This is a genomic window from Pseudomonas flavocrustae (assembly GCF_029872515.1).
In the GTDB taxonomy this organism is placed as follows: Bacteria; Pseudomonadota; Gammaproteobacteria; order Pseudomonadales; family Pseudomonadaceae; genus Chryseomonas; species Chryseomonas aestiva.
This window is the reverse complement of the sequence record NZ_JAPDIQ010000003.1, coordinates 409,130-434,746: the sequence shown is the minus strand read 5'-3', so window position 1 is coordinate 434,746 and position 25,617 is coordinate 409,130. Positions and strand designations below refer to the sequence as shown.

Annotated in this window: 23 protein-coding genes and 1 tRNA gene; 9 read left to right on the top strand and 15 right to left on the bottom strand. The window is 66.6% G+C overall.

What is annotated here, in order from left to right; translation table 11 throughout:
- Nucleotides 1–188: 188 nt before the first annotated feature.
- The 9 genes from OMP44_RS09950 to OMP44_RS09910 form a co-directional block, all read right to left on the bottom strand.
- Nucleotides 189–755: an NUDIX hydrolase gene (locus OMP44_RS09950; protein ID WP_280307586.1), complete on the bottom strand. Its 567-nt coding sequence runs from the start codon at nucleotides 753–755 to the stop codon at nucleotides 189–191.
- Nucleotides 756–822: 67 nt separating this feature from the next.
- Entirely contained in the window at nucleotides 823–1,635 is an 813-nt protein-coding gene (locus OMP44_RS09945; RefSeq protein ID WP_280307584.1) for an IclR family transcriptional regulator, read from the bottom strand.
- Nucleotides 1,632–2,321 carry an aminomethyltransferase family protein gene (locus tag OMP44_RS09940; RefSeq protein ID WP_187979405.1) on the bottom strand — a complete coding sequence of 230 codons (690 nt, stop codon included), beginning with the start codon at nucleotides 2,319–2,321 and terminating at the stop codon, nucleotides 1,632–1,634. Before OMP44_RS09940 ends, OMP44_RS09945 begins: the two co-directional genes overlap by 4 nt.
- Nucleotides 2,318–5,221 carry a 2Fe-2S iron-sulfur cluster-binding protein gene (locus tag OMP44_RS09935; RefSeq protein ID WP_280307583.1) on the bottom strand — a complete coding sequence of 968 codons (2,904 nt, stop codon included), beginning with the start codon at nucleotides 5,219–5,221 and terminating at the stop codon, nucleotides 2,318–2,320. Before OMP44_RS09935 ends, OMP44_RS09940 begins: the two co-directional genes overlap by 4 nt.
- Nucleotides 5,218–5,514 (bottom strand): sarcosine oxidase subunit delta, encoded by a 297-nt coding sequence (locus OMP44_RS09930; protein ID WP_187979404.1) that lies wholly within the window; start codon nucleotides 5,512–5,514, stop codon nucleotides 5,218–5,220. Before OMP44_RS09930 ends, OMP44_RS09935 begins: the two co-directional genes overlap by 4 nt.
- A 9-nt stretch (nucleotides 5,515–5,523) precedes the next feature.
- Nucleotides 5,524–6,765 (bottom strand): FAD-dependent oxidoreductase, encoded by a 1,242-nt coding sequence (locus OMP44_RS09925; RefSeq protein ID WP_280307581.1) that lies wholly within the window; start codon nucleotides 6,763–6,765, stop codon nucleotides 5,524–5,526.
- A 13-nt stretch (nucleotides 6,766–6,778) separates the two neighbouring features.
- On the bottom strand, nucleotides 6,779–7,651 hold the full coding sequence (folD, locus tag OMP44_RS09920) for a bifunctional methylenetetrahydrofolate dehydrogenase/methenyltetrahydrofolate cyclohydrolase FolD (protein WP_280307579.1): 873 nt from the start codon (nucleotides 7,649–7,651) through the stop codon (nucleotides 6,779–6,781).
- Nucleotides 7,648–8,511, bottom strand: coding sequence for a formyltetrahydrofolate deformylase (purU, locus tag OMP44_RS09915; protein ID WP_187979401.1), 864 nt, complete (start codon nucleotides 8,509–8,511; stop codon nucleotides 7,648–7,650). Before purU ends, folD begins: the two co-directional genes overlap by 4 nt.
- Before the next feature lie 195 nt (nucleotides 8,512–8,706).
- A complete protein-coding gene (locus OMP44_RS09910) occupies nucleotides 8,707–9,306 on the bottom strand; it encodes a helix-turn-helix domain-containing protein (RefSeq protein WP_187981360.1) in 600 nt (199 codons plus the stop codon).
- A gap of 275 nt (nucleotides 9,307–9,581) precedes the next feature.
- Between OMP44_RS09910 and glnT the strand changes: the two genes are divergently transcribed.
- From glnT to OMP44_RS09885, 5 genes are all read left to right on the top strand, one after another.
- On the top strand, nucleotides 9,582–10,916 hold the full coding sequence (gene glnT / locus OMP44_RS09905; protein ID WP_187979400.1) for a type III glutamate--ammonia ligase: 1,335 nt from the start codon (nucleotides 9,582–9,584) through the stop codon (nucleotides 10,914–10,916).
- A 69-nt stretch (nucleotides 10,917–10,985) separates the two neighbouring features.
- Nucleotides 10,986–11,891, top strand: a complete 906-nt coding sequence (locus OMP44_RS09900) for a class II glutamine amidotransferase (protein ID WP_280307577.1) — start codon at nucleotides 10,986–10,988, stop codon at nucleotides 11,889–11,891.
- Nucleotides 11,892–11,903: 12 nt separating this feature from the next.
- On the top strand, nucleotides 11,904–12,587 hold the full coding sequence (locus OMP44_RS09895; RefSeq protein ID WP_187979398.1) for a GltB/FmdC/FwdC-like GXGXG domain-containing protein: 684 nt from the start codon (nucleotides 11,904–11,906) through the stop codon (nucleotides 12,585–12,587).
- 18 nt (nucleotides 12,588–12,605) lie between these two features.
- The gene (locus OMP44_RS09890) at nucleotides 12,606–13,931 is read left to right on the top strand and encodes an FMN-binding glutamate synthase family protein (protein WP_187979397.1); all 1,326 of its coding nucleotides are present in this window, start codon (nucleotides 12,606–12,608) and stop codon (nucleotides 13,929–13,931) included.
- A 287-nt stretch (nucleotides 13,932–14,218) separates the two neighbouring features.
- Entirely contained in the window at nucleotides 14,219–15,532 is a 1,314-nt protein-coding gene (locus OMP44_RS09885; RefSeq protein WP_280307575.1) for an ammonium transporter, read from the top strand.
- A gap of 146 nt (nucleotides 15,533–15,678) precedes the next feature.
- On the opposite strand, the gene aldA is transcribed toward OMP44_RS09885, so the two are convergent.
- Genes aldA through OMP44_RS09860 form a run of 5 tightly spaced genes read right to left on the bottom strand, consistent with a single transcriptional unit; the run spans nucleotide 15,679 to nucleotide 21,798 of the window.
- Nucleotides 15,679–17,112: an aldehyde dehydrogenase gene (aldA, locus tag OMP44_RS09880; RefSeq protein WP_280307574.1), complete on the bottom strand. Its 1,434-nt coding sequence runs from the start codon at nucleotides 17,110–17,112 to the stop codon at nucleotides 15,679–15,681.
- A 13-nt stretch (nucleotides 17,113–17,125) separates the two neighbouring features.
- Complete coding sequence (locus OMP44_RS09875; protein ID WP_133860683.1) at nucleotides 17,126–17,926, bottom strand: aldolase/citrate lyase family protein; 801 nt, start codon at nucleotides 17,924–17,926, stop codon at nucleotides 17,126–17,128.
- A 20-nt stretch (nucleotides 17,927–17,946) separates the two neighbouring features.
- A complete protein-coding gene (locus OMP44_RS09870) occupies nucleotides 17,947–19,281 on the bottom strand; it encodes an MFS transporter (protein WP_187979394.1) in 1,335 nt (444 codons plus the stop codon).
- A gap of 21 nt (nucleotides 19,282–19,302) precedes the next feature.
- On the bottom strand, nucleotides 19,303–20,487 hold the full coding sequence (gene rhmD / locus OMP44_RS09865) for an L-rhamnonate dehydratase (protein ID WP_280307572.1): 1,185 nt from the start codon (nucleotides 20,485–20,487) through the stop codon (nucleotides 19,303–19,305).
- Between the two features lie 12 nt (nucleotides 20,488–20,499).
- Nucleotides 20,500–21,798, bottom strand: a complete 1,299-nt coding sequence (locus OMP44_RS09860) for an MFS transporter (protein WP_280307570.1) — start codon at nucleotides 21,796–21,798, stop codon at nucleotides 20,500–20,502.
- Nucleotides 21,799–21,976: 178 nt separating this feature from the next.
- Here OMP44_RS09860 and OMP44_RS09855 point away from each other — a divergent pair, with 178 nt between their 5' ends.
- From OMP44_RS09855 to OMP44_RS09840, 4 genes are all read left to right on the top strand, one after another.
- Nucleotides 21,977–22,924 (top strand): LysR family transcriptional regulator, encoded by a 948-nt coding sequence (locus OMP44_RS09855; protein ID WP_133860679.1) that lies wholly within the window; start codon nucleotides 21,977–21,979, stop codon nucleotides 22,922–22,924.
- Nucleotides 22,925–23,088: 164 nt separating this feature from the next.
- Nucleotides 23,089–23,165: transfer RNA gene (locus tag OMP44_RS09850), tRNA-Asp, on the top strand.
- Nucleotides 23,166–23,320: 155 nt separating this feature from the next.
- Nucleotides 23,321–23,896 carry a hypothetical protein gene (locus tag OMP44_RS09845; protein WP_187979391.1) on the top strand — a complete coding sequence of 192 codons (576 nt, stop codon included), beginning with the start codon at nucleotides 23,321–23,323 and terminating at the stop codon, nucleotides 23,894–23,896.
- Between the two features lie 350 nt (nucleotides 23,897–24,246).
- Entirely contained in the window at nucleotides 24,247–24,621 is a 375-nt protein-coding gene (locus tag OMP44_RS09840; protein ID WP_007158514.1) for a histone-like nucleoid-structuring protein, MvaT/MvaU family, read from the top strand.
- A 303-nt stretch (nucleotides 24,622–24,924) separates the two neighbouring features.
- On the opposite strand, the gene OMP44_RS09835 is transcribed toward OMP44_RS09840, so the two are convergent.
- Nucleotides 24,925–25,614, bottom strand: coding sequence for a response regulator (locus OMP44_RS09835; protein ID WP_133860677.1), 690 nt, complete (start codon nucleotides 25,612–25,614; stop codon nucleotides 24,925–24,927).
- Nucleotides 25,615–25,617: the final 3 nt, after the last annotated feature.

The following is a 25,617-nucleotide window of genomic DNA, read 5'->3' as shown; positions in this document are numbered from 1 at the left end:
TGGGCTTCGCGGCGCTCAACCCAACCTACCAGCCCCCGTAGGTTGGGTTGAGACGGTTTTATCGTCGAAGCCCAACGGGCGCACCGAGTTTGGACGTGTTGGGCTTCGCGGTGCTCAACCCAACCTACGATCGAGGTAGGTTGGGCTGAGACGGCTCCATCGTCGAAGCCCAACAGCTCCCGGCGCCATCAACCCAAGGGATGCAACTGCCCGGCCTCGGCCGTACCGAAATAGAGGCCATGCTGACCCTGCGCCTGCTCGTGCAGACGGCGCTCCAGGATCTGCTGGATCGAAGGATAGGCCAGTTCGGCCCAGGGCAGCTCGTCCGGGGCGAAGAAGCGGCGCTCCAGGGTCTCGACACCGGCGTCGGCGGCGATCTCGATCAATTCGGCGCGAAAGATCAAATAGACCTGATTGACCGTCGTGGCGTTGAAGATGGAATAGGGTGCCAATATTCGCGCCCGCACCCCGCTTTCTTCCCAGGTCTCGCGCAAAGCCGCCTGCTCGGCGCTCTCGCCGTTCTCCATGAAGCCCGCGGGCAGGGTCCAGTAGCCAAGCCGCGGCTCGATGGCCCGGCGACAGAGCAGATAGCGGCCCTGATGCTCCACCAGGCACCCGGCAATCACCCGCGGATTGTCATAGAGTACATGGCCGCAGGCGGTGCACAGCAACCGTTCATGGCTATCGCCCGCAGGCTGGACACGACGCAATTCGGCGCTGCCGCACTGGCAGCAGAAACGTGGGGAAGGGCTCATGCTGACCTCGGCCTGGTCACTGCTCTGATTATTCTGGTCTTACGGTATACCATAACGTCTCAGCGGCCTAGTCGGAACGTCGGGCGTCCGCGTGGGGGCGGTGTCCCAGCTCGGTGGCGATCCGCGCAGCGGTCTCGGCCAGCAGGGCGCCGCCCCATTCCCGCGTCGCGGCCGCATCCATCACGGCATCGGGGCCGGAGACGTTGAGCGCCGCCACCAGTTGGTCGCGATGATCGCGGATGCCGGTGGCGATGGCGGTGGAGTAGTCGGAGCGGTGCAGGACCCAACCCTGACGGCGGTCTTGCTCGACCAGGCGCAACAGCTCCGGCAGGGTACGGGGCGCGGGCGGTGGCTGGTCATCCAGCCGCTCGTGCTGGTAGAGGGCGCTCAGGGCCTCGGCGTCGAGGCCGCTGAGCAGCACTCGGCCCAGGGCGGTACGGGTGCAGGGTAGCCGGGTGCCCACCGGGACGTTCACCGTCAGCCGCTGGCTGGCCATGGCGCGGTAGAGATAGACCACCTCGGTACGATCGCGGATGCCCAGATGGCAGGACAGCGAGGTGACGTCGCGCAGCCGTTCCAGGTGGGGCTGCGCGATGTCCACCAGGTCGCGGCTGGCCAGGTAGGCGAAGCCCTGGCTGACCACCTTGATGCCCAGGCCGTATCCGGTCCTGGACTGACGCTCCAGATAGCCCAGCTCGGTGAGGGTCATGACGATGCGGTAGACCGACGAGGTCGAGCCGCCGAGACCCTCGGCGATCTCCTGCAGGGTCAGCAGGCGTCGCTTCGCGTCGAACAGTTCCAGGACCCTCAGGCCACGCAGCAGGGCGGGCACCCGATAGTCGCCGTCCGCCTCGACCGCCGTCGCTTCGACGACGGTCATGGGATGCCCGCCTTGAGCAGCACCGCGACCCCCAGCGCACCGCCGTCGAACTCTTCCAGCGCATCGAGCAGCACGTGCCAGAGGTAATGGGCGCTGGCGCGGTCGCAGAGCAGGTGGACATGCGGCAGAGTACCGTCGCCGGCATTGAGCAGGATGGCGTTGAGTCTGGCTACCGAGGTCTGCACCACCTGGCCGACCGCGAAGGGCTTGCCCAGGTCCACGCCACACAGCTTGGCGAACAGCGCGGGCAGCTGGGACCCGGTGAGGATCAGCCAGGCGTGGGAGTCCTGGCGCGGCAGCGGGTAGCAGCCGGGGCCAAGTTCGGCGGCAGCCGCTTCCAGGGCGGCGACCCGGGCCCCGCCGTCGCCCAGGGCGCCAAGCAGCAGGTATTCGCTCGGCGACAGCCGCAGCAGCCATTCCCCGGTCGCCTGGCGCAGCGCCTGGTTGGGCCGCTCCGGGAGGACATAGCCCTGGGCCCGCAGCTGGTCGCCGGCGGTCGGGCCGCGCAGGCCGAAGCGCGGCAGATTGCTCAGGTCGGCCAGGCCACCGCGGCGGAGCAGCGCCGCTTCGTCGCCAGCACTCAGACGCTCGGCAAAGATCCGTCCCTGATGCTGCAGTACGGGTGTATCGAGCTGCAATTCGACCAGCGGGCTGCGTTCGTCGAACTCCACGGGATTCAGCGTCATGCTCCCATCTCCTGGCGTTGGGCTTGGGGATCGTAGAAGGGCAGGCGTATCACCGTGGCCTGGACGATCTCGCCCCCTTCGACGCGGATCGGCAGGGACATGCCGGGCTCGGCCTGGTCGGCGGCGGCATAGGCCAGGCCGATGATGCAGCCCAGGGTGGAGGAGAATTCGCAGGAGGTGACGTTGCCCGCGATGTCGTCGCCGCGCAGCACCAGGTGGCCTTCCAGCGGCTGGCTGGCGGTGGCCGGCAGGGTGAAGCCGACCAGCTTGCGGCGCAGTGGCTGGCTTTCGAGGATCTCGATGGACTTCTGGCCGACGAAGAAGGGCTTCTGGCGACCGATGGCCCAGCCCATGTCGATCTCGGCCGGATGGGTCATGCCGTCGGTGTCCTGGCCGATGATCACGTGGCCCTTCTCCAGCCGCAGCAGGCGCTGGGCCTCGACGCCGAAGGGACGGATGCCGAAGCGGGCGCCTGCCTCCATTAGGGCATCCCAGAGGCGCTCGCCGAAGCGTGCCGGCACATGGATCTCGTAGCCCAGCTCGCCGACGAAACCGACCCGTAATAGCCGCGCGGGAATCCCGGCGACGCGGCCCTCGCGCACGGCGAGGTAGGGGAAGGCCTCGGGCGTCAGGTCCAGCTCGGGGCAGAGCTCGCGCAGCACCTCCCGCGAGCGCGGACCGGCCAGGTTCACGGCGGCGAAGGCGGCGCTGACGTTGGCGATGTCCACGTCCAGCCGCCATTGGGCGTTCCACTTCAGCAGGCTGCGATAGACGCGGTCGACGCCACTGGTGGTGGCCGAGACGTAGAAGTGCTCATCGCCCAGGCGCGCGGCCACGCCGTCGTCGATCACCACGCCGTCTTCGGCGGTCATCAGGGCGTAGCGGGTACGCCCCACGGGCAGCTTGCGGAAGCCGAAGGTGTAGACCCGTTCCAGCAATTCGGCGGCATCGGGGCCGCGTACGTCGAGCCCACCCAGGGTGGAGACGTCGATCAGGCCCACGCCCTCGCGGACCTGGCGGACCTCGGCCTGGATGCACCGCTGGCGTTCGCTGGCCGGGCCGTAGAAGGCCGGCCGTTGCCAGACACCCGCCGGCATCAGGCTGGCTCCCAGTTCCAGGTGGCGCCTGTGCATGGCGGTGCGCCGATAGGGATCGAAGGCCCGGCCGGCGACGTGGGCGAGCTTTTCCGCGGTGAAGGGCGGGCGGGCGGTGGTCACCCCGGTGTCGCTGACACTGCGCGCCGTGGCGGCAGCCACCAGGCGCGCGGTGGGTAGCGCCGAATGGCGACCCTGGGAGGGGCCCATGCCGACGGTGGAGAAGCGCTTGACCAACTGGACGTCGCGATAGCCGTGGCGGGTGGCGTTGACGATGTCGGCGATCTGCAGATCCTCGTCGAAGTCGACGAACTCCTTGCCCTGGGGATGGGCGAACATCGGCCAGGGGAAGTTGACCTGGCTGTCGTCGGCCTGGGTCTGCTCGGTGGTGAGCGGGGCGAGATCCAGTTCGGCCAGGGCGCGGGACGCGGCGGCGCGGCCGTCGGACAGCACCCGCTCCAGCGCATGGCGGCCATTGACCGAGCCGGCCAGGTGCAGGCCCCGCGGCAGATTGCCGAGGCTGAAGGCGGCCTGCTCGTCGACGTAACCCAGGGTGCCGCCGGCCTGGCAGGCCAGCTGGTAGACCGGCATGTAGCCGGCGGACATGCACAGCAGGTCGCAATCCAGGGTCAGGCCCGCGGGGCCGACCTGGCCCTGGCCGACGATGGGCCGGACATCGACCCGCGCCAGCTGGCGGCCAGCGGCATCGGCGTGGGCCTCGTACACCGTATGGCCCAGGTGTACGGGAATGCCGCGTGCGCTTACCGCCTGCTGCAACTGCGCATCCCGCGGCGCCGCGCGCAGATCGAGCAGCGCGGCGACGGTGACCCCCTGCTCCTGCAGGTCGAGGGCCGCCAGATAGCCATCGTCGTTGCCGGCCAGGACCACGGCACGCTGGCCCGGTCGCACGCCATAGAGACGCATCAGGCGTTGGGCGGCGCTGGTCAGCAGGATGCCGGGCAGGTCGTTATTGCGGAAGATCACCGGTTGGTCGAAGGCGCCACTGGCGAGGATAGTCTGCCGCGCCCTGACCTTGAACATCCGGTTGCCCTGGATGACCGGCAGATAGTGGTCGGCGAACCAGCCGTTGCACACGGCGGCCTCCAGCACCCGGATGCGTGGTTCGGCGCGCACCGCGACCACCAGTTCCTCGCGTAGCCCTTCACCCTGGCCGGCATCGAGGCCGAAACGACCCCAGGCCAGGGCGCCGCCGAGCAGCGGCTGCTGTTCGATGAGCAGCACCTCGGCGCCACCCTGGGCCGCAGCCAGCGCTGCGCTGAGGCCAGCGGGACCGGCGCCGATCACCGTCACGTCGCAGAACAGATAGGCCTTGTCGTGGTAGGTGGGGACGAAGGTCAGGTCGAGCACGCCGAGGCCGGCCTTCCTGCGGATCAGCGGCTCCCAGCGCTTCCACATGCCCTTGGGCTTGTAGAAGGCGCGATAGTAGAAGCCCACCGGCATGAACCTGGAGAAGGTGCCGAGCAGGGCATCGCGGTCGCGCTCGAGGCTGCCGCTGACGTTCTGCGCCGTGGCGCTCAAACCTTCGCGCAGCGGCAGTTCATCCGCCAGCACATTGGGCTCGTCCGGCAACTGCACCAGGGTGTTGGCGTCCTGGCCAGCCAGGGTCAGGGGCCCGCGGGGCCGGTGATACTTGAAGGAACGCGACAGCAGCCAGCGACCCTCGCCGAGCAGGGCGCTGGCCAGGGTATCGCCGGCATAGCCGTGACAGGTCTGGCCTTCGAAACGGAAGGCGAGCGGACGGTTGCGATCGATCAGCAGCCCCATGGGGGCCGGCAGGCGGGTCATGGGCGCACCTCCGCAACGGCGAAGTCGACACGCTGGGTGAACAGCTCGCGGGGATCGAAGGTGCGCAGCACCTCGTCGGTGCCGGTGTGGCGTTCGGCCAGGAACCAGTAGCTGGAGGCATTGTGCAGCCACCATTCGGTGACCACGCCGCGGCGATTCCCGCAGTTGAACACGTAGTCGGCCCATTCGGCGGTGCTGCAGGCCCGGGGATCGGGCATGGCCTTGAGTTCGCCGCCGTAGGTGAATTCGCTGATGTTGCGCGGCCCGTTGAGCGGGCAGGTGAGAATCTTCATGACAGCTCCTTAATGGCTGGCCGCGGTGGCGCCCATCTCGTTGACCTGCTGGAAGCGGCTGAACCGGTCCAGGCCGAAGGGGGCGATGAGCTCGGGCACCCGCCCGCCGCTGGCCACCAGTTCAGCCATGGTCTTGCCGCAGATCGGCGTGGCCTTGAAGCCCCAGGTGCCCCAGCCGGCGTCCAGGTAGTAGCCATCGATCGGCGACAGGCCCATCAGCGGGCTGTAGTCCGGGGTCATGTCGGTCATCCCGGCCCATTGGCGCATCAGCTTGGCGTTGGCCATGAAGGGGAACATCTCGATGGCGTGGGCCAGCAGGCTTTCCTTGAGCTCCAGGGTGGAGCGGGTGTGGTACAGCGGATAGGGGTCCGAACCGCCGCCGAAGACGATCTCGCCGCGGCTGGTCTGCTGTACGTAGCAGTGCAGGGCGCTGGAACTCACCAGGGGGTCGAGGAAGGGCTTGAACGGCTGGGTGACCATGGCCTGCAGCGGGTAGGTGTGCAGCGGCGCGCAGATGCCCAGCTTGTTCATCAGCAGCGAGCTGGTACCGGCCACCGCCTGTACCGCGCAGCCGCAGCGCACCGTGCCGCGGTTGGTCTTGAGGGCGGTGATTCTATTGTTCTCCACCACGAAGTCCTGCACCTCGGTCAACGGGTGGATCTCCACGCCGCGTTTGGCCGCCTGCTTGGCGTAGCCCCAGGCCACGGCGTCGTGACGGGCGGTGCCGCCATCGATGTGCCACAGCCCGGCCAGCACCGGCAGGTGGCCGGGATCGAGGTTGAGGCAGGGCACCAGTTCGCGGATCTGCTGGCGGTCGATCAGTTCGGTGCGTCCGCCGAAGTGCTTGTTGACCTCGGCGCGCTGGCGGAAGGCGCGCACCGTGGTGTCGGTGTGCGCTAGGGTCAGCTGGCCCCGCTCGGAATACATGATGTTGAAATCGAATTCGTTGGACAGCTCTTTGAACAGCCGCACCGACTCGATGTAGAACTTCACCCCTTCGCTGGTGAGGTAGTTGGAGCGAATCACCGCGGTATTGCGCGCCGTGTTTCCGCCGCCCAGGTAGGCCTTCTCCAGCACCGCGACATTGGTGATGCCGTGGTACTTGGCCAGGTAGTAGGCGGTGGCCAGGCCATGGCCGCCACCACCGATGATGACCACGTCGTAGCTGGACTTGAGTTCCTTGGGTGGCGGCAGGTCGACCTCCACCGGGTAGTCGGCGGACAGGCCGTATTTCAACAGGCTGAAAGGCATGGTGGGCTCCCGGTCAGGTCGCGACGGCGTGGGGGTGCTGGCGCTGGGCGGCGCTCAGAGTGTTGTGCAGCAGCAGGGCGATGGTCATGGGCCCGACCCCACCCGGCACCGGGGTGAGGGCACCGGCCACGGCCGCTACCTCGGGGGCGACGTCGCCCACCAGCCGGGCGCCGGCGGCGTGCTCCACGCGATTGATGCCGACGTCGATGACCACCGCGCCGGGCTTGACCCAGTCCACGGTGACCAGACCGGGCTGGCCGGCCGCGGCCACCAGGATGTCGGCCTGGCGGCACAGCGCGGCGGCGTCGCGGCTGCGCGAATGCACCAGGGTCACCGTGCAGTGCGCCTGCAACAGCAGAGCCGCCATGGGCTTGCCGACGATGTTGGAGCGGCCGACCACCACCGCATGGCGTCCGCTGAGATCACCCAGCTGGTCCTGCAGCAGCCGCAGGCAGCCGGCCGGTGTGCAGGGCACCAGACCGGGTTGGCCCAGGGCCAGGGCGCCAACGTTCTCGCGGTGAAAGCCATCGACGTCCTTGTCCGGGCGAAGCGCCTGGAGCACCGCCGCCTCGTCGATCTGCGGCGGCAATGGCAGTTGCACCAGGATGCCGTGCACTTCCGGGTTGGCGTTGAGCGCGGCGATCAGGGCGAGCAGCTCGATCTGCTCAAGATCCGCCGGCAACTCATGGCTGAGCGAGCGGATGCCCACTTCGGCGGCACGGCGGAGCTTGTTGCGCACATACACCTGGCTGGCCGGATCGCTGCCCACCAGGATGACCGCCAGGGCCGGCTGGATACCCCGCGCGCGCACCTCGGCCACATCTTGGGCGACCTCCTGCAGCAGGCGGGCGGCGGCGGCCTTGCCGTCGATCAGTCGGGCGCTCATCGAAACACCACCACGCGATTGCCATTGAGGAACAGCCGCCGCTCGATGTGGTACTTCACCGCCTTGTACAGGGCAACGGTCTCGGTATCCCGGCCGATGGCGACCAGGTCTTCGGGACGATAGCCGTGGTCGACGCGTTGCACCTCTTGCTCGATGATCGGGCCTTCGTCGAGGTCCGAGGTCACGTAGTGGGCGGTGGCCCCGATCAGCTTGACGCCACGCTCGAAGGCCTGGTGGTAGGGCTTGGCGCCTTTGAAGCCGGGCAGGAAGGAGTGGTGGATGTTGATGGCGCGGCCGGCGAGCTCCTGGCAGAGCTCGTTCGAGAGGATTTGCATGTAGCGCGCCAGCACCACCAGTTCGGTCCCGGTCTCCTCCACCAGGCGCAGCAATTCGAGTTCCTGCTGACGCTTGCTGTCCTTGGTCACCGGCAGGTAGACGAAGCGGATGCCTTCCCGTTCGGCCATGGGGCGCAGGTCCAGGTGATTGGAGACGATGGCGGTGATCTCCATCGGCAACTCGCCCTTCTGGTGGCGATAGAGCAGGTCGGTGAGGCAGTGATCGAACTTGCTCACCATCAGCAGCACCCGCGTGGGGCGGGCGGTGCTGTACAGCGCCCACTGCATGGCGAAGTCGGCCGCGACTGCCGCGAAGCCGTCGCGCAGCGCCTCGATGCCGGTACTGGCGCCCGGGTTGAAGCGGAACACCGTGCGCATGAAGAAGCGCTCGGTGAAATCGTCGTCGAATTGCGCCATCTCGGCGATGTAGCAATTGTTGCGGGCGAGATAGGTGCTGACGGCGGCCACGATGCCCGAGGTGGCCGGGCAACTGACATTGAGGATGTAGGTGGGCAAGGTTTCCATATGCGCGTCCGGATTTCACCAGTGGAGGAACATTTCGCTGCGGCGTTATTTCCTGTTGGGAATATAAAATTCACGGATGCTGTTATAGGGCAAGCGCAGGCGCTCGTCCAGAGTCGAGTAATAAAAATTTCCTACCAGTTATAAGGCGGTCTTTTTACCGGCGAAATTCCCTTTCACCGGCGAGCCGGGCGCGGCTCAGTCGTCCTTGAAGGTCATGATCGACAGCAGCTTGATCGGCACCTGGTTCAATCGCTCCGGGCCGTGGGGGACGTCGCTGTCGAAGGTCAGGCTGTCGCCCGGGCCCATTTCATAGAGGTGGTTGCCGTGGCGATAGACCAGGCTCCCTTCGAGCAGGTGGATGAACTCGGTACCAGGATGGGAAAAGGTGGGGAATTCCTCGCTGGCATCGTCCATGGAGACCAGATAGGCCTCCAGGCTCTTCTTCGGCCCGCGGGAGTGGTTGAGCAGGTGATAGGTGTGTCCCTTGTCGGTCCCCCGGCGCACCACCTCGAGACCTTCGCCCGCCTTGACCAGCAGGGCGTCGCGTTCCTGCTGGTCGTACTGGCTGAACAGCCGCGACAGCGGCAGGCCCAGGGTGTCGCACAGCCGGCCGAGGGTTTCCAGGCTGGTGGAGACCTGGGCGTTCTCGATCTTGCTCAGCATGCCCTGGCTGATACCGGCCATGCGCGCCACCTCGGCAGTCTTCAGACCCTGATCCTGGCGCTGGCGACGAATCTGGATGCCTATGTACTGCTCGATCTTCAGGCGTGGTTCACGACTCGGGGATTCTTGCATCATTTTAGTTTTGGGAATAAAAAATTCGCACCAGTAAAGTGCAGGAAGGAGGGCGGATACGCGCGGGCGTCCGATGGGGCTCCCATCATGCCGGAAAAAATCCCCGCGGGCTGCTGCCGGGATTCTCCTTGGGATCCGCAGGGTTAACTCGCTGACGGGAAGGTTCTGGCATAGCGGTCGGCAAAGCGGACGCGACTTGGCAAAGTCTTTGCTTTCCTGTTGGGAAGAATAAATTCCCATTGGGAATATAGTGGATCTCAGCCAAGGAGCCCGTCATGTTGCCCAGCGAAACCCAGCATCTCATCGACCAGCACGGTATCCGCTACGTGCTGGCCCAGTTCGTCGACATCCATGGTTCCGCCAAGACCAAGTCCGTGCCGGTGGCCGGCCTCGCCGCCGTGGCGGAGGAAGGAGCGGGTTTCGCCGGTTTCGCCATCTGCGGCATGGGCATGGAGCCCCATGGACCCGACTTCATGGCCCGGGGCGATCTCTCCACCCTGATTCCGGTGCCCTGGCAGGCTGGCTACGGGCGGGTGGTGTGCATCGGTCATGTCAACGGCAAGCCCCATCCCTATGACAGCCGCTACGTGCTGCAGCGCCAGGTAGCGCGCCTTGGCGACCGCGGCTGGAGCCTGAACACCGGGCTGGAACCCGAGTTCTTCCTCATGCGCCGCGACGAGGTCGGCAAGCTGTCCCTGGTGGATGGCAGCGACACCCTGGACAAGCCCTGCTACGACTACAAGGGTCTGTCGCGCTCGCGGCTCTTTCTGGAAAAGCTCACCGAAGCCCTGCAGCCGGTCGGTTTCGACATCTATCAGATCGACCACGAGGACGCCAACGGCCAGTTCGAGATCAACTACACCTACAGCGAGGCGCTGGAGTCGGCGGATCGCTTCACCTTCTTCCGTATGGCCGCCGGCGAGATCGCCAACGAACTGGGCATGATCTGTTCCTTCATGCCCAAGCCCGATCCCAAGCGCGCCGGCAACGGCATGCATTTCCACCTGTCGCTGGCCAGCGCCACCAGCCGCAACCTCTTCCACGACGACAGCGATCCGCGCGGCATGGGCCTGTCGCGACTGGCCTACCATTTCCTCGCCGGCCTGCTGGCCCATGGTCCGGCGCTCTGCGCCTTCGCCGCGCCCACGGTGAATTCCTACAAGCGCCTGGTGGTGGGCCGCTCGCTGTCCGGCGCCACCTGGGCGCCGGCCTTCATCGCCTACGGCGCCAACAACCGCTCGGCGATGATAAGGGTGCCCTATGGCCGCCTGGAATTCCGCCTGCCCGATGCCGGCTGCAATCCCTATCTGGTCACCGCCGCCATCATCGCCGCCGGTCTCGACGGCATCGAGCGCGAACTGGACCCGGGCGCGCCCTGCAACGAGAACCTCTACAACCTGAGCCTCGAGGCCATCGCCGCGCGGGGGATCGAGACCCTGCCGCAGAGCCTCAAGGAAGCCTGCGACGCCCTGGACGCCGACCCGCTGTTCCGCGAGATGCTCGGCCCGGAAATCGTCGACGAATTCATCAAGCTGAAGCGCATGGAGTGGGTGGAATATAGCCGCCACGTCTCCGACTGGGAGATCCAGCGCTACACCGAATTCTTCTGATCGCCCCCTCTTTATCGATCGATCTTCGGGCGCCCCCGGTACGCCCCTGCCTGCGAAGGAGTGACACCCATGTGTGGAATCGTTGGACTCTATCTGAAGAACCCGGCGCTGGAGGCCCAGCTCGGCAGCCTCTTCGAGCCCATGCTCGAAGCCATGACCGACCGAGGTCCGGACAGCGCCGGCTTCGCCATCTACGGTGACGAGGTGGCCGAGGGCTGGGTCAAGCTGACCCTGCAGGCCACCTCCGACGGCTATGACTTCGCCGCCCTGGTCACTGCGTTGCAGCAAAAACTTGATGCCGAGCTGGACTGGTTCCAGAACGCCAGCGCCCTCGTGCTCAAGATCCGCGCGGCGGAAGCCGAGGTCCGCGCCGTGCTGGCCGAGCTGGCGCCTGAGCTACGCATCATGAGCGCCGGGCGCAGCATCGAGATCCTCAAGGGCATGGGCCTGCCCCAGGAGATCGCCAGCCGCTTCGGCCTGGCCGGGATGCAGGGCAGCCACATCATCGGCCACACCCGCATGGCCACCGAGAGCGCCGTGACCCTGGAGGGCAGCCATCCATTTTCCACCGGCGCCGACCTCTGCCTGGTGCACAATGGCTCGCTGTCTAACCATTCGCGGCTGCGCCAGAGCCTCAGGCGTGAGGGCATTGCCTTCGAGACCGAGAACGACACCGAGGTCGCCGCCGGTTACCTGACCTGGCGACTGCGCGAGGGCGACAGCCTCAAGCAGGCACTGGACCGTTCCCTGGAGGATCTGGACGGCTTCTTCACCTTTGCCATCGGCACCCGCAACGGCTTCGCGGTGATCCGCGATCCCATCGCCTGCAAGCCGGCGATCCTCGCCGAAACCGACGACTACGTGGCCATGGCCTCCGAGTACCAGGCGTTGTCGAGCCTGCCCGGCATCGAGCGGGCCAAGGTCTGGGAGCCGGCACCGGCCACCCTGTACGTCTGGGAACGCGAGTTGGCCTGAGGAGCAGCGCAGATGAAAACCTTTGATCTCACCCAAATCGCCGTGCGCGAGCTCAACCAGGCCCTGCACGACGTCGCCCAGACCGCCACCGAGCGCGAGTGGGTGGTCACCCATCCCAATGGCGCCCACAACCTTGCCGTGGGCGTGAACGCTGCCGTGTCCGTGGATATCAACGGGCACGCCGGCTACTACTGCGCGGGCATGAACCAGCATGCCGCCATTACCGTACATGGCAATGTCGGCGTCGGCTGCGCGGAAAACATGATGTCCGGCGCGGTACGGGTCAAGGGCAGCGCTTCCCAGGCCGCCGGCGCCACCGCCCATGGCGGCCTGCTGGTCATCGAAGGCGACGCCGGCGCGCGCTGCGGTATTTCCATGAAGGGCGTCGACATCGTCGTCGGGGGCAGCATCGGCCACATGAGCTGCTTCATGGGCCAGGCCGGGCGCCTGGTGGTCTGCGGCGACGCCGGCGACGCCCTGGGCGATTCGCTGTACGAGACGCGTATCTATGTGAAAGGCCGCGTGGCCTCCCTGGGCTCGGACTGCATCGAGAAGGAGATGCGCGCCGAACACCTGGCCGAGTTGCAGGAACTGCTCGACACCGCCGGCTTCGCCGAGCGTGCCGCCGACTTCAAGCGCTACGGCTCCGCCCGCCAGCTCTACAACTTCAAAGTCGACAACGCCTCGGCCTATTGATCGCGCAGGAGAATCGCCATGACTGACCAGAACACCCCCGTGCTGCGCGAATCGGCCACCTTCGATCGCCTCACCATCCAGGAAATCCAGCGTGCCGCCGAGACCGGCATCTACGACATCCGTGGTGGCGGCACCAAGCGCAAGCTGCCGCATTTCGATGACCTGTTGCTGCTGGGCGCCAGCGTCTCGCGCTACCCGCTGGAGGGTTACCGCGAGAAGTGCGGTACCGACGTGGTGCTCGGTACCCGCTTTGCCAAGAAACCCATCCACCTGAAGATCCCAGTGACCATTGCCGGCATGAGCTTTGGCGCGCTCTCGGCCAATGCCAAGGAAGCCCTCGGCCGCGGTGCCAGTATCGCCGGCACCAGCACCACCACCGGCGACGGCGGCATGACCCCCGAGGAGCGCGGCCAGTCCCAGCACCTGGTCTACCAGTACCTGCCGTCGCGCTACGGCATGAATCCCGACGACCTGCGCAAGGCCGACGCCATCGAGATCGTCCTGGGGCAGGGCGCCAAGCCCGGCGGTGGCGGCATGCTGCTGGGCATGAAGGTCACCGAGCGGGTGGCCGGCATGCGGACCCTGCCCATCGGCGTCGACCAGCGCAGTGCCTGTCGCCATCCCGACTGGACCGGTCCGGATGACCTGGCGATCAAGATCGCCGAGTTGCGCGAGATCACCGACTGGGAAAAGCCCATCTACGTGAAGATTGGCGCCAGTCGGCCCTATTACGACGTCAAGCTGGCGGTCAAGGCCGGCGCCGACGTGGTGGTGCTCGACGGCATGCAGGGCGGCACCGCGGCGACCCAGGAGGTATTCATCGAGCACGTCGGCATTCCCATCCTGCCGGCGATCCCCCAGGCGGTGCAGGCGCTGCAGGAGATGGGCATGCACCGCAAGGTGCAACTGATCGTCTCCGGGGGCATCCGCAATGGCGCCGACGTGGCCAAGGCCATGGCCCTGGGTGCCGATGCCGTGGCCATCGGGACGGCGGCGCTGATCGCCCTGGGCGACAACCATCCGCGGCTGGATGCCGAACTGCGCAAGCTCGGCTCCGCCGCCGGCTACTACGACGACTGGCAGAACGGCCGCGATCCGGCGGGCATCACCACCCAGGACCCGGAACTGGCCAGACGCCTCGACCCGGTGGAAGGCGGTCGTCGGCTGGCCAATTACCTGCGGGTGCTGGTGCTGGAAGCCCAAACCATGGCGCGCGCCTGCGGCAAGTCGCACCTGCACAACCTCGACCCGGAAGACCTGGTGGCCCTGACCATCGAGGCCGCGGCCATGGCGCGGGTGCCGCTGGCGGGTACCAGTTGGGTACCGGGGCAAACCGGGTTCTAGTGGTGTGGTCGTTTCTCTCTGCGACTCGTCCTGAAAGGAGCTGCCTTTTGCTAGCGGTCAGGGTGGCGATAGACCGTAGGTTGGGTTGAGACGGCTCTATCGTCGAAGCCCAACATTGCCGGCCCTCGGGGCGACGTTGGGCTTCGCTGTGCTCAACCCAACCTACGGCCGCTCGCCATGGTGGCGATCGGGCGGTCTGCAACACGTTTCTTCGGCCAGGCAGCCTCGGGCGCCGGGCCGCACGACGACTCACGTTCCCTTTCATCCCTCAGCGAAGGAAGCTCGACATGATCGGTAAAGGCAAGGCGGTTGCGGTTCTGGTGGCAGCCCTCGGGATGCCCGGTATGGCCCTGGCCCAGGAGACCAGGCTCGACAGCGGCGACACGGCCTGGATGATGATCTCCAGCGTGCTGGTGCTGATGATGCTGGTCCCCGGCCTGGCGCTTTTCTATGGCGGCCTGGTGCGGTCGAAGAACCTGCTCTCGATCTTCACCCAGAGCTTTACCGTGGCCGGAGTCATCGGCGTGCTCTGGGTGGTCTATGGCTACAGTCTGTTCGCCGACACCACCGGCATGGTGGCCGGCGAGTTCAACCTCCATAGCCTGATCGGCGGCTTCAAGCACTGGATGCTGCTCGATGTGGTGCGTGACAGCCTGGTGGGCACCATTCCGGAAAGCGTCTTCGCCACCTTCCAGATGACCTTCGCGCTGATCACCCCGATGATCATCGCCGGCTCCTTCGCCGAGCGCATGAAATTCAGCGCCGCCGTGCTGTTCTGTGCCCTCTGGTTCACCTTCTGCTACCTGCCTCTGGCGCACATGGCCTGGAGCGGGCCGGGTGGTCTGCTCTATGACTGGGGCATCCTCGAATTCGCCGGTGGCACCGTGGTGCACATCAATTCCGGCGTTGCCGGGCTGGTGGCCTGTGTGATGCTCGGTCGGCGTCAGGGTTACAGCCTCCAGGCCATGCCGCCGCACAACCTGGGCTTCGCCCTGACCGGCACGGCCCTGCTCTGGGTCGGCTGGTTCGGCTTCAACGTCGGCTCTGCGGTGGCCGCCAGCGCCAGCGCCGGCATGGCCATGCTCACCACCCAGATCGCCGCCTGTGCCGGCATCCTCGGCTGGCTCGCGGTGGAGTGGCTGCGCACCGGCAAGGCCAGCGCCCTCGGTGTCGCCTCCGGCGCCCTGGCCGGCCTGATCGCCATCACCCCGGCCTGCGGCTTCGTCGGTCCGGCCGGGGCCCTCGCCATGGGCTTGCTGACCGGCGCCCTCTGCTACGCGGCGGTGGTCTATCTCAAGCGCACCTTCGGTTACGACGATGCGCTCGACGCCTTCGGGCTGCACGGGATCGGCGGCATCGTCGGTTCGCTGCTGACGGGCGTCTTCGCCAGCAAGAGCCTGGGCGGCTACCAGGACATCGCCATCGCCAGCCAAGTGCTGATCCAGCTCAAGAGCGTCCTCTTCACCGTGCTCTTCTGCGGGGTCATGACGTTCGTGCTGCTCTGCGTCACCCGGGTCCTGACCCGCGGCCTGCGCGTTTGCGAGCAGACCGAAGCTCAGGGCCTGGACCTCTTCCAGCATGGCGAGAAAGCCTACGGCTAAGGCGGCACCGCGCGGCCCGCCAGCCATCGCTGCGGTGGCTGGTTCCGCTCAGCGCTGGGCCCGTGCCTGATCTTGGATTGCGCCTGTTTCGACCCGCGTTCGCCCAGGAACATTCGAGCGAAGCGGGTAGCCACCAGCCTCGACCCCTAGCCCTGCAGATAGACAACCTGGGTGTGGGTGTACTCATAGAGCCCGTGCTTGCCGTCCGCGCCACCGATGCCGGACTTGCGCACCCCGGCGTGGTAGCCCTGCATGGCCTCGAAGTTTTCCCGGTTGATGTAGGTCTCGCCGAAGTCGATCTCGCGCATGGCGTGCATGGCCTTGCCCAGGCTGCGGGTATAGACGGAGGAGGTGAGGCCGTATTCGCAGTCGTTGGCCAGGGCGATGGCTTCGTCGAGTTCGTCCACCACCTGGATCGGCAGCACCGGGCCGAAGATTTCTTCGCGCATGATCGGCATGTCCGCGCGACAGTCCGTCAGCACCGTGGGCTGGAAGTGGAAGCCGCGACCCAGGTCGGCGCGACTGCCACCGGTGACCAGGCGGGCGCCCTGACCGAGGGCGACGTCGACCTTGGCCGCCACCTTGTCCAGGCCGGCGGCGTTGATCAGCGGTCCCATCTCCACGCTGGTGTCGGCCTGGGGGTCGCCATAGCGGGTGGCGGCCATGGCGCGGCCGATGCGCTCGATGAAGTCCTCGGCCACCGCGCGTTCCACATAGACCCGCTCGGCGCAGTTGCACACCTGGCCGGTGTTGATGATGCGCGAGTCACGGATCGCCCGGACCGCCAGGTCCAGGTCGGCATCGGCCAGGACGATGGCCGGCGCCTTGCCGCCCAGCTCCAGGTTGAGCTTGGTCAGATTCGGCGAGGCAGCGGCCATGATCCGCGAGCCGGTGCCGACGCTGCCGGTAAAGCTGACCATGTCGATGCCGGCATGGGCACTGAGCTGGCCCCCCACGGCGCCGGCACCGCTGACCAGGTTGAAGACCCCGGGCGGCAGGTCGGTCTCGGCCACCAGGCGGGCGAATTCATGGGCATTGATCGGGGTTTCTTCGCTGGGCTTGATGACGATGGTGTTGCCGGTGAGCAGCGCCGGCGCCAGCTTGCGCGCGATCAGGAAGAAGGGGAAGTTCCAGGGCAGGATGCCGGCCACCACGCCCAGCGGCTTGCGCAGCAGAAAGATCTGCTCGTCGGGTCGGTCGCTGGTGATGATTTCGCCTTCGATGCGCCTTGCCCACTCGGCCATGTAGTCGAGATAGTCGGCGGTAAAATTGACCTCCACCTCGGCCAGGCCATGGACCTTGCCCTGTTCGGCGACAATGGTCCGGGCCAGCCGCGGTGCGTGCTCACGCAGCTTTGCCGCGATGCGCCGCAGGTAGCCGGCGCGCTCGATGGCTGGTTTGCGCGCCCAGGCCTTCTGGGCACGGCGGGCGGCGGCGATGGCCTGGTCGACGTCCTCGCGACTGGACGCCGGTACCCGGGCCAGGGCCTCGCCGGTGGCCGGGTTATGGACGAGAAAGTCCTCGGCGGCCGGCAGGAAGCGGCCATCGATGTAGTTCTGGTAAAGAGGCAGATCGGCCATGGCGGACTCCGGGTCAATAGGTGCGAGAGGGCGCCTGGGGCGCTTCGAGGGGGCGATAGCGGGCCAGGTTGGCCAGCGCCGCCTGGCGGAACAGGCTGATGTCGATGCCGACGGCGACGAACTGGCAACCCCAGTCGCGATAGCGCCGGGCATCGTCTTCCTGGGGCGCCAGGATCCCGGCCACCTTGCCGGCCGCGCGGGTGGCATCGATGGCGGCGCGGATACGTGCCTGCACCTCGGGATGGCCCGGATTGCCGGCATGGCCGAGGCCGCTGGAGAGGTCGGCGGGGCCGACGAAGACGGCGTCCACGCCCTCCACTGCGGCGATCTCGGCGACGTTGTCGCTGCCCAGCCGCGATTCCACCTGGACGATCAGGCACAACTCGGTGTGAGCGTTGTGCAGGTAGTCGGGTACCGCGTCCCAGCGGGTGGCGCGGGCCAGGCCGCCGCCGACGCCGCGGATGCCGTGGGGCGGATAGCGCATGGCGCGCACCAGGGCGCGGGCCTGCTCGGCGGTCTCCACCATGGGCACCATCAGCGTCTGCACGCCGATGTCCAGCAACTGCTTGATCAGCACCGCATCGCCGGTCACGCAACGCACCACCGGCGCCGTGGGGTAGGGCGCCACCGCCTGCAACTGGGCGAGGATGCTTGGCACCGTGTTGGGGGCGTGCTCGCCGTCGATCAGCAGCCAGTCGTAGCCGGTGCCGGCGGCGATCTCGGCGGCATAGCCGGTGGCGAAGCCGGCCCAGAGGCCGTAGAGGGTGTCGCTGCCCGTGAGGCGGGCCTTGAAGGGATTGCGCGGCAGATCCATGACGGTCGTCTCCAGTGGAATCAGGAAGGGGTGTCGGGCAGGCGCACCAGCAGCCCATAGCTCAGGGCACCGGCCACCGCGACCGCGGCGGCGATGCCGAGGGCAAGGCCGAAGGAGCCGGTCTGCTGGACGATCATGCCGGTGATGACCGGGGCGAAGGCGCCGCCGAAGTAGCCACCGAAGTTCTGGATGCTGGCCAGCGAGGCCACCTGGTGCGAGGGCACCGCGACGCTCACCAGCGACCAGGTGCCGGCTACCGCCACGTTGAGGCTGAACAGTGCCAGGCTGAAGCAGAGGATGACGCTGCCGATGCCGGTCACCCCGGCGCTGCACAGGGCGAATAATCCGGCCGCCGCCAGACCGCCGCAGATCGGCAGCTTGCGGCTGAAGGCCAGGCTGCGCCCGCTGCGGGTCAGGCGATCCACCAGCAGGCCACCACCGATCACGCCACAGGCACCGGCCAGGAACGGCAGGCTGGCGACCCAGCCGGCCTGGGACAGGGACAGGTGGTGAACCCGCTCCAGGTAGGCCGGCAGCCAGGTCAGGAACAGCGACAGCATGTAGATGATGCCGACGTAGCCGATCACCACGCCCCAGGTCAGGCGGCGGCGGAACAACCCCAGCCAGTCGGCAAAGGTCAGCCGCTGGCCGGCGTCCTGGGGTGGCAGGCCGGCATCCAGGTGCGCCCGCTCCGCGGCGTCCAGCACCACCTGCACCCGGTCGCGATAGCTCAGGTACCAGAGCGCCGCGACGGCAACGCCGAGCACCCCCATGGCGATGAACATCTGCCGCCAGCCCAGCCACAGCAGTAGCGCAGTGAGGATCGGCTGGGAGATCGCCGGCCCCAGCGAGGACGACAGGTTGAAGATGCCGGAGGGCAGGCCGCGCTCGCGCACGTTGAACCACTCGCTGACCACCTTGGCGCCGGCCGGGAATTGCGGCGCCTCGCCGATGCCCAGGCCGATGCGGGCGAGGATCATCAGGTGCAGGCTGCTGAGCAGCCCGAGCACGCCCTGGGCGAGCGACCAGAGGCAGATGCCCAGGCCCAGGGTCAGGCGCGCACCGAAGCGATCCAGCAGACCGCCGATGGGCAACTGGGCGAAGGCATAGGCCCAGGCGAAGGCCGACAGCAGCAGGCCCATCTCGGTCGGCGTATAGCCCAGCTCGCCGCTGATGGTCTGGTTGGCGATGGCCAGGGTGCTGCGGTCGAGGTAGTTGACGAAGCCGGCCAGTACCAGCAGCGCCAGGGCGATCACCTGGATCCGCTTGAGACGAGCGCTCTTGGGTGGCAGCGGCGTCGCCGCGGGACGTGCATCCGCCACGGGTGCCGCCAGGGTGTCTTGGGTCGCTTTCATCCAGCCCTCCTGGGCAACGCCTCAGTGGCGATAGGGACGTTCCAGGGCGCACTCCGGATTGAGGCGCACGCCGAAGCCGGGCCGATCCAGCGCCGAGGCGCGCATGCGGCCCCGCACCGGGACGGGTTCGTCGAGCAACTGCGGATGGAACATGGGCACCACCTCGTCGGCCTTGGGCGCCATCATCAGGAACTCGGCGAAGGGACTGTTGGTGCGGGTGATGACGAAGTGGTAGCTGTAGACGGAGGAGCCATGGGGCACCACCAGGGCGTTGTGGGCATCGGCCAGCGCCGAGATGCGGATCAGCTCGGTGAGGCCGCCGCACCAGCCGACGTCCGGCTGGAGGATGTCGCAGCAACCCATCTCCAGCAGCAGGCGGAAGCCCCAGCGGGTGGCCTCGTGCTCGCCGGTGGTGACCAGCATGCCCTTCGGCACGTTGCGCCTGAGTTCGGCATAGCCCCAGTAGTCATCCGGCGGCAGCGCCTCCTCGATCCACTTGAGGCCGTACTGCTGGGCGCCCTGGGCCAGGCGGGTGGCGTAGTTGAGGTCCAGGCTCATCCAGCAGTCGAGCATCAGCCAGAAGTCGTCGCCGACCCGCTCGCGCATGGTCGCCAGGGCCTCAAGATTCTTGCGCAGGCCTTCCTCGCCCTCGGCCGGGCCATGCTGCAGCGGCAGCTTGCCGCCGATGAAGCCCATGTCCTTGGCCAGATCCGGACGGGCGCCGGTGGCGTAGAACTGCAATTCGTCGCGCACGGCGCCGCCGAGCAACTGGTGCACCGGTTCCTGGCGCAGCTTGCCGAGCAGGTCCCAGAGCGCAAGATCCACCCCGGAGATGGTGTTGAGCACGATGCCCTTGCGCCCGTAATAGAGGGTGGAGAGGTACATCTGGTCCCAGATTTTTTCCAGGTCGGTGACCTTGGCGCCCTCCAGGAAGCGTGCCAGGTGCCGCTCGACGATGAAGGCACCCAGCTCGCCACCGGTGGTGACGGCGAAGCCCACGGTGCCGTCGCTGGCCTCGACTTCCACCACCAGGGTGCCCAGCACATTGATGCCGAAGCTGCGGCGGCTCTGCCGGTATTCCGGGTACTTGGCCATGGGCGTGGCGATGTGGTCGTCGATCCAGTGGCCGTCACCCTGGTCGTGATAGTCGGCGCCACCGCCGCGAAGGGTGTAGGCGCGCACCTGCTTGATGGTGGGTAGGGTCATGGCGAAGCTCCCTTAATGACTGGGCGTGAGCTGGGGTTGGGGATCGGCGTGGTCGCGGCGGCGCAGACCGAGGATCAGGGCGGCGGCCACCAGGGTGGTGCCGGCGAGCAGATAGAGGCCGGCGCCGGGATGGGCGAAGGTTACTTCGGCCCAGCGCTTGGCCAGGGGCGCGATGAAGCCGCCGATGGCGCCACAGGTATTGATCAGGGCGATGCCGCCCGCGGCGGCGCTGCCGCGCAACTGGTCGGACGGAAAGGTCCAGAACAGCGGCTGCACCGCGATGAAGCCGGCGGCGGCGAAGCACAGGGCGAGCAGCGCATAGAGCGGCGAGAAGGTCACCGAGGCGGCGATGCCCAGACCGGAAATGGCCAGGGTGGCGGCCGCGGTACGGCGGCGTTCGCCGGTGCGATCCGACCAGCTGGGGATCAGCCAGGCGGCGAGCAGGGCGCAGACCCAGGGAATCGCCGAGACCAGGCCGACCAGCAGCCCGACCTTCTGCCCGAGCAGCCCGGCCACCTGGGTCGGCAGGTAGAAGACCACGCCATAGACGCTGGCCTGGATCAGCAGGTAGATGCTGCACAGCAGGAGGATGCGCGGCTGACCGAGCAGGCGCAGCAGTCCGCCCTGATGCGGCTTGGCGGCGTCCTCGGCGTCCAGCGCCTGTTGCAGCGCCTGCTTTTCCGCGTCGCTCAGCCAGCGGGCGTCGCGCGGTCGGTTGTCCAGGTAGAACCATGCCCAGACACCCACCAGGCTGGCCAGTACCCCTTCGACCAGGAACATCCATTGCCAGCCGTGCAGACCGCCGAAGCCGTCGAATTCCAGCAGCAGGCCCGACAGCGGACTGCCGAAGATGAAGGCCAGGGGCGCGCCGAAGTAGAAGAAACCCAGTGCCCGGGCGCGATAGCGCGAGGGGAACCAGTAGGTGAGGTAGAGGATGACGCCAGGGAAGAAGCCGGCTTCGGCCACCCCGAGCAGGAAGCGCAGCACATAGAAGGATGTCGCCGTGTGGGCGAACATCATGGCGGCGGAGATCAGGCCCCAGCTGACCATGATCCGGCACATCCACAGCCGGGCGCCGACGCGGTGCAGGATCAGATTGCTGGGAATCTCGAGAAAGGCGTAGCCGACGAAGAAGACCCCGGCGCCAAAGGCGAAGGCCGCGTCGGAGATGCCGGTATCGGCCTGAAAGGCGACCTTGGCGAAACCCACGTTGGCCCGGTCGAGAAAGGCCATGACGTACATCAGCAGCAGGAAGGGCAGCAGGCGCCGGGTGACCTTGGCGACCAGCCCCGGTGACAGGGTGGTGTGCATGGCGATCTCTCTTGTTGTTGTGATTCGGCCACGGCTCAAGGTAGTCGCAGTTGCAATGCCTGGATAATCGCTTTTTGTTTAGGACCGATACCCTTAAGGTATCGGTATGCCTTACCCGCCTGGCCAGAGCCGTCGAGCCCGGCTGGACGCCTCCGCTCGCGCCTCCAGGATGCTGCCGATGAACGCTTCCCCCCATGCCCGTGCGCTGTTCGGCCGGCTGCGCTACAAGCACCTGCTGATGCTGGTGACCCTGGCCGGGACCCGCAATCTGCACCGTGCTGCCGAAGCCCTGCACATGTCGCAGCCGGCCACCACGCGCATGCTGCAGGACGTGGAGGAGGCCTTTGGCTGCGTGCTGTTCGAGCGTCAGGCGCGGGGCCTGACGCCCACGGCGCTGGGCGTGGAGATCATCGAATTCGCCCGCCGTGCGCTCAATGGCCTGGATCGCTGCGCCGAAGACCTCGATGCACGTCGCTCCGGCGGTTATGGGCATCTGGCGGTGGGGGCCATCATGGGCGCCTTGCCCGATCTGGTGGTGCGCGCCATCGCCGCGAGCAAGGCGCGCCAGCCCGGCCTGCAGTTGCGTATCCTCGGCGACACCAGCGACCAGCTCACCGAACTGCTCGAACAGGAGCGAATCGATGTGGCCATCGCCCGTTTCACTCAGCCGGCCGACCTCGGTCGCTTCACCTTCGAGCCGCTGGGCAACGAGCACCTGGCGGTGGTGGTGCGCACCGGACATCCCCTGACCGATCGCGCGCCACCCGATCTGGCCGAGCTGGTGGCGGACTGGCCCTGGATCCTGCAACCCGAAGCCAGTCCGGCCCGGGTGGCGCTGGAGGCGGCCTTCGCCCGGCGCCAGTTGCCACCCCCGGCTGATGTCATCGAATGCGGCTCGGTGTTCGCCATGTTGCAGCTGGTACAGATCACCGACGCCATCCTGGTGCTGACCGAGGCGGTGGTGCGCGATCACCTGCGTACCGGACTGCTGGTCTCGCTCGACCTGGAAATCACCGAACCCCTGACACCCTTCGGGATCCTGTTGCGCACCGGCCAGGTACCCAGCGCGGCGCTGGAGGGCTTTCTCGGCCTGCTCAGACGCCAGGCCGCGGGCACCCCTGTCTGAGCGCTGCCCTGACGTGCGCCGCCGCCCTTGCATGGCGAGAAATATTTTCGCTGGCCCTGTTGTTTCTTCCCTGATAAATCAGTATCTTAGCGGCCGCTGGTGCAGAGAACCCCGCTGAACAAGTTCTCGCTAGGTACCAGCGGGATGCCGCAAGGCTTCCATGCGCAGCGGTAGTTCAGTCGGTTAGAATACCGGCCTGTCACGCCGGGGGTCGCGGGTTCGAGTCCCGTCCGCTGCGCCACATACCTCTCGCGAGCTCTGCCTCGCGGGTAACGAAAGAAGCGGCCCTTGAGGCCGCTTTTTTTCGTTCTGCATTTTTGTCGCCACGTCTTGCCGCCGGGAAACCCCAACGCTTCGGTAGCCTCCAATGGTTATCATCGATGCGCGGGAGTGGCCATGAAGATCGCCTGTCTGGGTTGGGGTTCATTGATCTGGAAGGCGGCGGAGTTGCCGGTCGCCTCGGATTGGTTCGCCGACGGACCCTGGTTGCCCATCGAGTTCGCCCGGGAGGGCGACAGCGGCGAGTTGGCCACGGTCATCTGCGAGGGCGTGGCCGAGGTCCAGGTGCTCTGGTCCTATCTGGCGGTCGACACTCTGGATAAGGCACGCGACGCCTTGCGCGAGCGCGAAGGGGTACCGCGGGAGCAACCCGAGTGTATCGGCAGCTGGCCAAGCGGCCCGCACTCGCCGTTCCAGCAGCGCATCGCCGCCTGGGCGGCGGGGCAGGGTGTCGACGCCGTGGTCTGGACCGCTTTGCCGCCGCGCAGCGGCGGCCTCAATCAGCGCATGCCTACGGCGGAGCAGGCGCTGGACTACCTGCGCAAACTCGACCACGAGCGGCAGGCGCATGCGCGCGACTATATCCGCCGGACGCCGGTAGCCATAGACACCGAATACCGGCGAGTAATAGCCCGGACGTTCAACTGGCCGCCCATGATCGAGGCGCAACCCGATCTGGATGCATCCGCCTGAGGGGCATGCCAGAGCGCTTCGCGAAGTCAAAACCTGCAAGTTTCACCAACTTCTGCATGATTATGCAGTTGAACTGAGGGTATGTTTTCAGTTGGCAATGCTTCGATGGATTCGGTTACTGCCAGATTACTCGCGAAGATGCCTATCAAGACCTTGTTGGCGCCAATTCTCCGGCTTGGCTTAAGGTTTTCTTAATATTCAAACTTGCCGTCGCAAGAAGTGGCCGCTATTTTTTTAAAAGGATTACGTGTCGCTGGCATCCGAGGCGTCAATCCTTTATCTTCGCCTGCAACTTTCGCTCGCGGGCGAAGTTTCCATTAGCCTTTTTCAGATTGTTGCCAGGAGTGCCCATGTCCCGTCTCGCCGAATTCCGTGCTGCCGAAGAGCAACTTCGTGCCCAACTGCAACTGCTCGAAGATCTCAAGCAAGACAGTTCCCTGCAGAAAGAAATCGAATTCGAAAGTAAGCTCCAGGCGCTGATGGATGAATATCACATGAATCTGGGTGATATCATCGGCATTCTGGATCCCAACGCTGCCCCCAAGCACAAGGCGCAGACGCCGCATCCGGAAAAGCCGGCTGGCAAGCGTCGTCCGCGCAGCACCAAGCGTTATCAGCATCCCAAGACTGGCGAAATCATCGAAACCAAGGGCGGCAACCACAAGTTGCTCAAAGCCTGGAAAGCCGAACACGGCGCCGATACCGTGGAAGGCTGGCTGCAGTAACGTCTTGCCTGGATTTCGGTCGGTAGCTGCGCAAGGCAGACCTATCGACCGGAATCCTTTTCCCGCCGCTGCAATCTCGGCGCGTCCCGCAATTCCGCCACGTTCAAGCCCATACCAGGGACAATGGTCTTCCTGGTGTAGCTCTAACTGCAGCTACCATTGCATTCATCATATCTTTTAATTCCCTGCGCATTTTCAAGCGAGGCCAAAGCAAGCCGCTTTATGCGGACGGTGAAGGACCGGGCAATGATGGGGGAGGTGGCTTATTTCCGCACTGGGCGAGCGGCATTCAGCCCAGGACGGCTAACCTTCGACCCGCAGGCGATAACCCACGCCGGGTTCCGTGACGATATAGCGCGGCGCCAGCGGATCATCCGCCAACTTCTGCCGGAGATGGCCAATTACGATGCGCAGATAATGACTGTCTTGCGCATGGGTCGGGCCCCAGATATCGATCAGCAATTGCCGTTGGGTCACTACCCGTCCCGGATGGTGGGCGAGGGCGGCCAGCACAGCGTACTCCTTGCGCGTCAGGGCCACTTCGCTGCCACCCAGAGCGACCCGACGATAGGCGAAATCCACTTTCAGATCACCCACCTCCAGCGCCGCGACCTGCTGGGTCGCCGTGGTCGGGGTCTGCCGCAGCAGGGCGCGACTGCGGGCCAGGAATTCCTGGATACCGAAGGGCTTGGTCACGTAGTCGTTGGCGCCGGCATCCAGGGCGCGGACCTTCTCGCGCTCGTCCGCCCGTACCGACAGCACCAGCACCGGCACCGCGGACCATTCGCGCAGATCGACCAGCACCTCCTGGCCATCGCGGTCGGGGAGGCCCAGGTCGAGGATGACCAGGTCCGGCTGACTCAGCGCCGCCTGGGCCAGGCCCTCGGTGCCGGTGGCGGCTTCGCTGACCTGGTAGCCCTGGGCCGCGAGGCTGATGCGCAGGAATTTGCGGATCTGGGGTTCGTCGTCGATGACGAGGACGTGAGCGGGCATCTG

Excerpts from the sequence above, each read along its gene's own strand:
- OMP44_RS09950 (WP_280307586.1), bottom strand. The coding sequence starts at position 755 with ATGAGCCCTTCCCCACGTTTCTGCTGCCAGTGCGGCAGCGCCGAATTG.
- OMP44_RS09945 (WP_280307584.1), bottom strand. The coding sequence starts at position 1,635 with ATGACCGTCGTCGAAGCGACGGCGGTCGAGGCGGACGGCGACTATCGG.
- OMP44_RS09940 (WP_187979405.1), bottom strand. The coding sequence starts at position 2,321 with ATGACGCTGAATCCCGTGGAGTTCGACGAACGCAGCCCGCTGGTCGAA.
- OMP44_RS09935 (WP_280307583.1), bottom strand. The coding sequence starts at position 5,221 with ATGACCCGCCTGCCGGCCCCCATGGGGCTGCTGATCGATCGCAACCGT.
- OMP44_RS09930 (WP_187979404.1), bottom strand. The coding sequence starts at position 5,514 with ATGAAGATTCTCACCTGCCCGCTCAACGGGCCGCGCAACATCAGCGAA.
- OMP44_RS09925 (WP_280307581.1), bottom strand. The coding sequence starts at position 6,765 with ATGCCTTTCAGCCTGTTGAAATACGGCCTGTCCGCCGACTACCCGGTG.
- folD (WP_280307579.1), bottom strand. The coding sequence starts at position 7,651 with ATGAGCGCCCGACTGATCGACGGCAAGGCCGCCGCCGCCCGCCTGCTG.
- purU (WP_187979401.1), bottom strand. The coding sequence starts at position 8,511 with ATGGAAACCTTGCCCACCTACATCCTCAATGTCAGTTGCCCGGCCACC.
- OMP44_RS09910 (WP_187981360.1), bottom strand. The coding sequence starts at position 9,306 with ATGCAAGAATCCCCGAGTCGTGAACCACGCCTGAAGATCGAGCAGTAC.
- glnT (WP_187979400.1), top strand. The coding sequence starts at position 9,582 with ATGTTGCCCAGCGAAACCCAGCATCTCATCGACCAGCACGGTATCCGC.
- OMP44_RS09900 (WP_280307577.1), top strand. The coding sequence starts at position 10,986 with ATGTGTGGAATCGTTGGACTCTATCTGAAGAACCCGGCGCTGGAGGCC.
- OMP44_RS09895 (WP_187979398.1), top strand. The coding sequence starts at position 11,904 with ATGAAAACCTTTGATCTCACCCAAATCGCCGTGCGCGAGCTCAACCAG.
- OMP44_RS09890 (WP_187979397.1), top strand. The coding sequence starts at position 12,606 with ATGACTGACCAGAACACCCCCGTGCTGCGCGAATCGGCCACCTTCGAT.
- OMP44_RS09885 (WP_280307575.1), top strand. The coding sequence starts at position 14,219 with ATGATCGGTAAAGGCAAGGCGGTTGCGGTTCTGGTGGCAGCCCTCGGG.
- aldA (WP_280307574.1), bottom strand. The coding sequence starts at position 17,112 with ATGGCCGATCTGCCTCTTTACCAGAACTACATCGATGGCCGCTTCCTG.
- OMP44_RS09875 (WP_133860683.1), bottom strand. The coding sequence starts at position 17,926 with ATGGATCTGCCGCGCAATCCCTTCAAGGCCCGCCTCACGGGCAGCGAC.
- OMP44_RS09870 (WP_187979394.1), bottom strand. The coding sequence starts at position 19,281 with ATGAAAGCGACCCAAGACACCCTGGCGGCACCCGTGGCGGATGCACGT.
- rhmD (WP_280307572.1), bottom strand. The coding sequence starts at position 20,487 with ATGACCCTACCCACCATCAAGCAGGTGCGCGCCTACACCCTTCGCGGC.
- OMP44_RS09860 (WP_280307570.1), bottom strand. The coding sequence starts at position 21,798 with ATGCACACCACCCTGTCACCGGGGCTGGTCGCCAAGGTCACCCGGCGC.
- OMP44_RS09855 (WP_133860679.1), top strand. The coding sequence starts at position 21,977 with ATGAACGCTTCCCCCCATGCCCGTGCGCTGTTCGGCCGGCTGCGCTAC.
- OMP44_RS09845 (WP_187979391.1), top strand. The coding sequence starts at position 23,321 with ATGAAGATCGCCTGTCTGGGTTGGGGTTCATTGATCTGGAAGGCGGCG.
- OMP44_RS09840 (WP_007158514.1), top strand. The coding sequence starts at position 24,247 with ATGTCCCGTCTCGCCGAATTCCGTGCTGCCGAAGAGCAACTTCGTGCC.
- OMP44_RS09835 (WP_133860677.1), bottom strand. The coding sequence starts at position 25,614 with ATGCCCGCTCACGTCCTCGTCATCGACGACGAACCCCAGATCCGCAAA.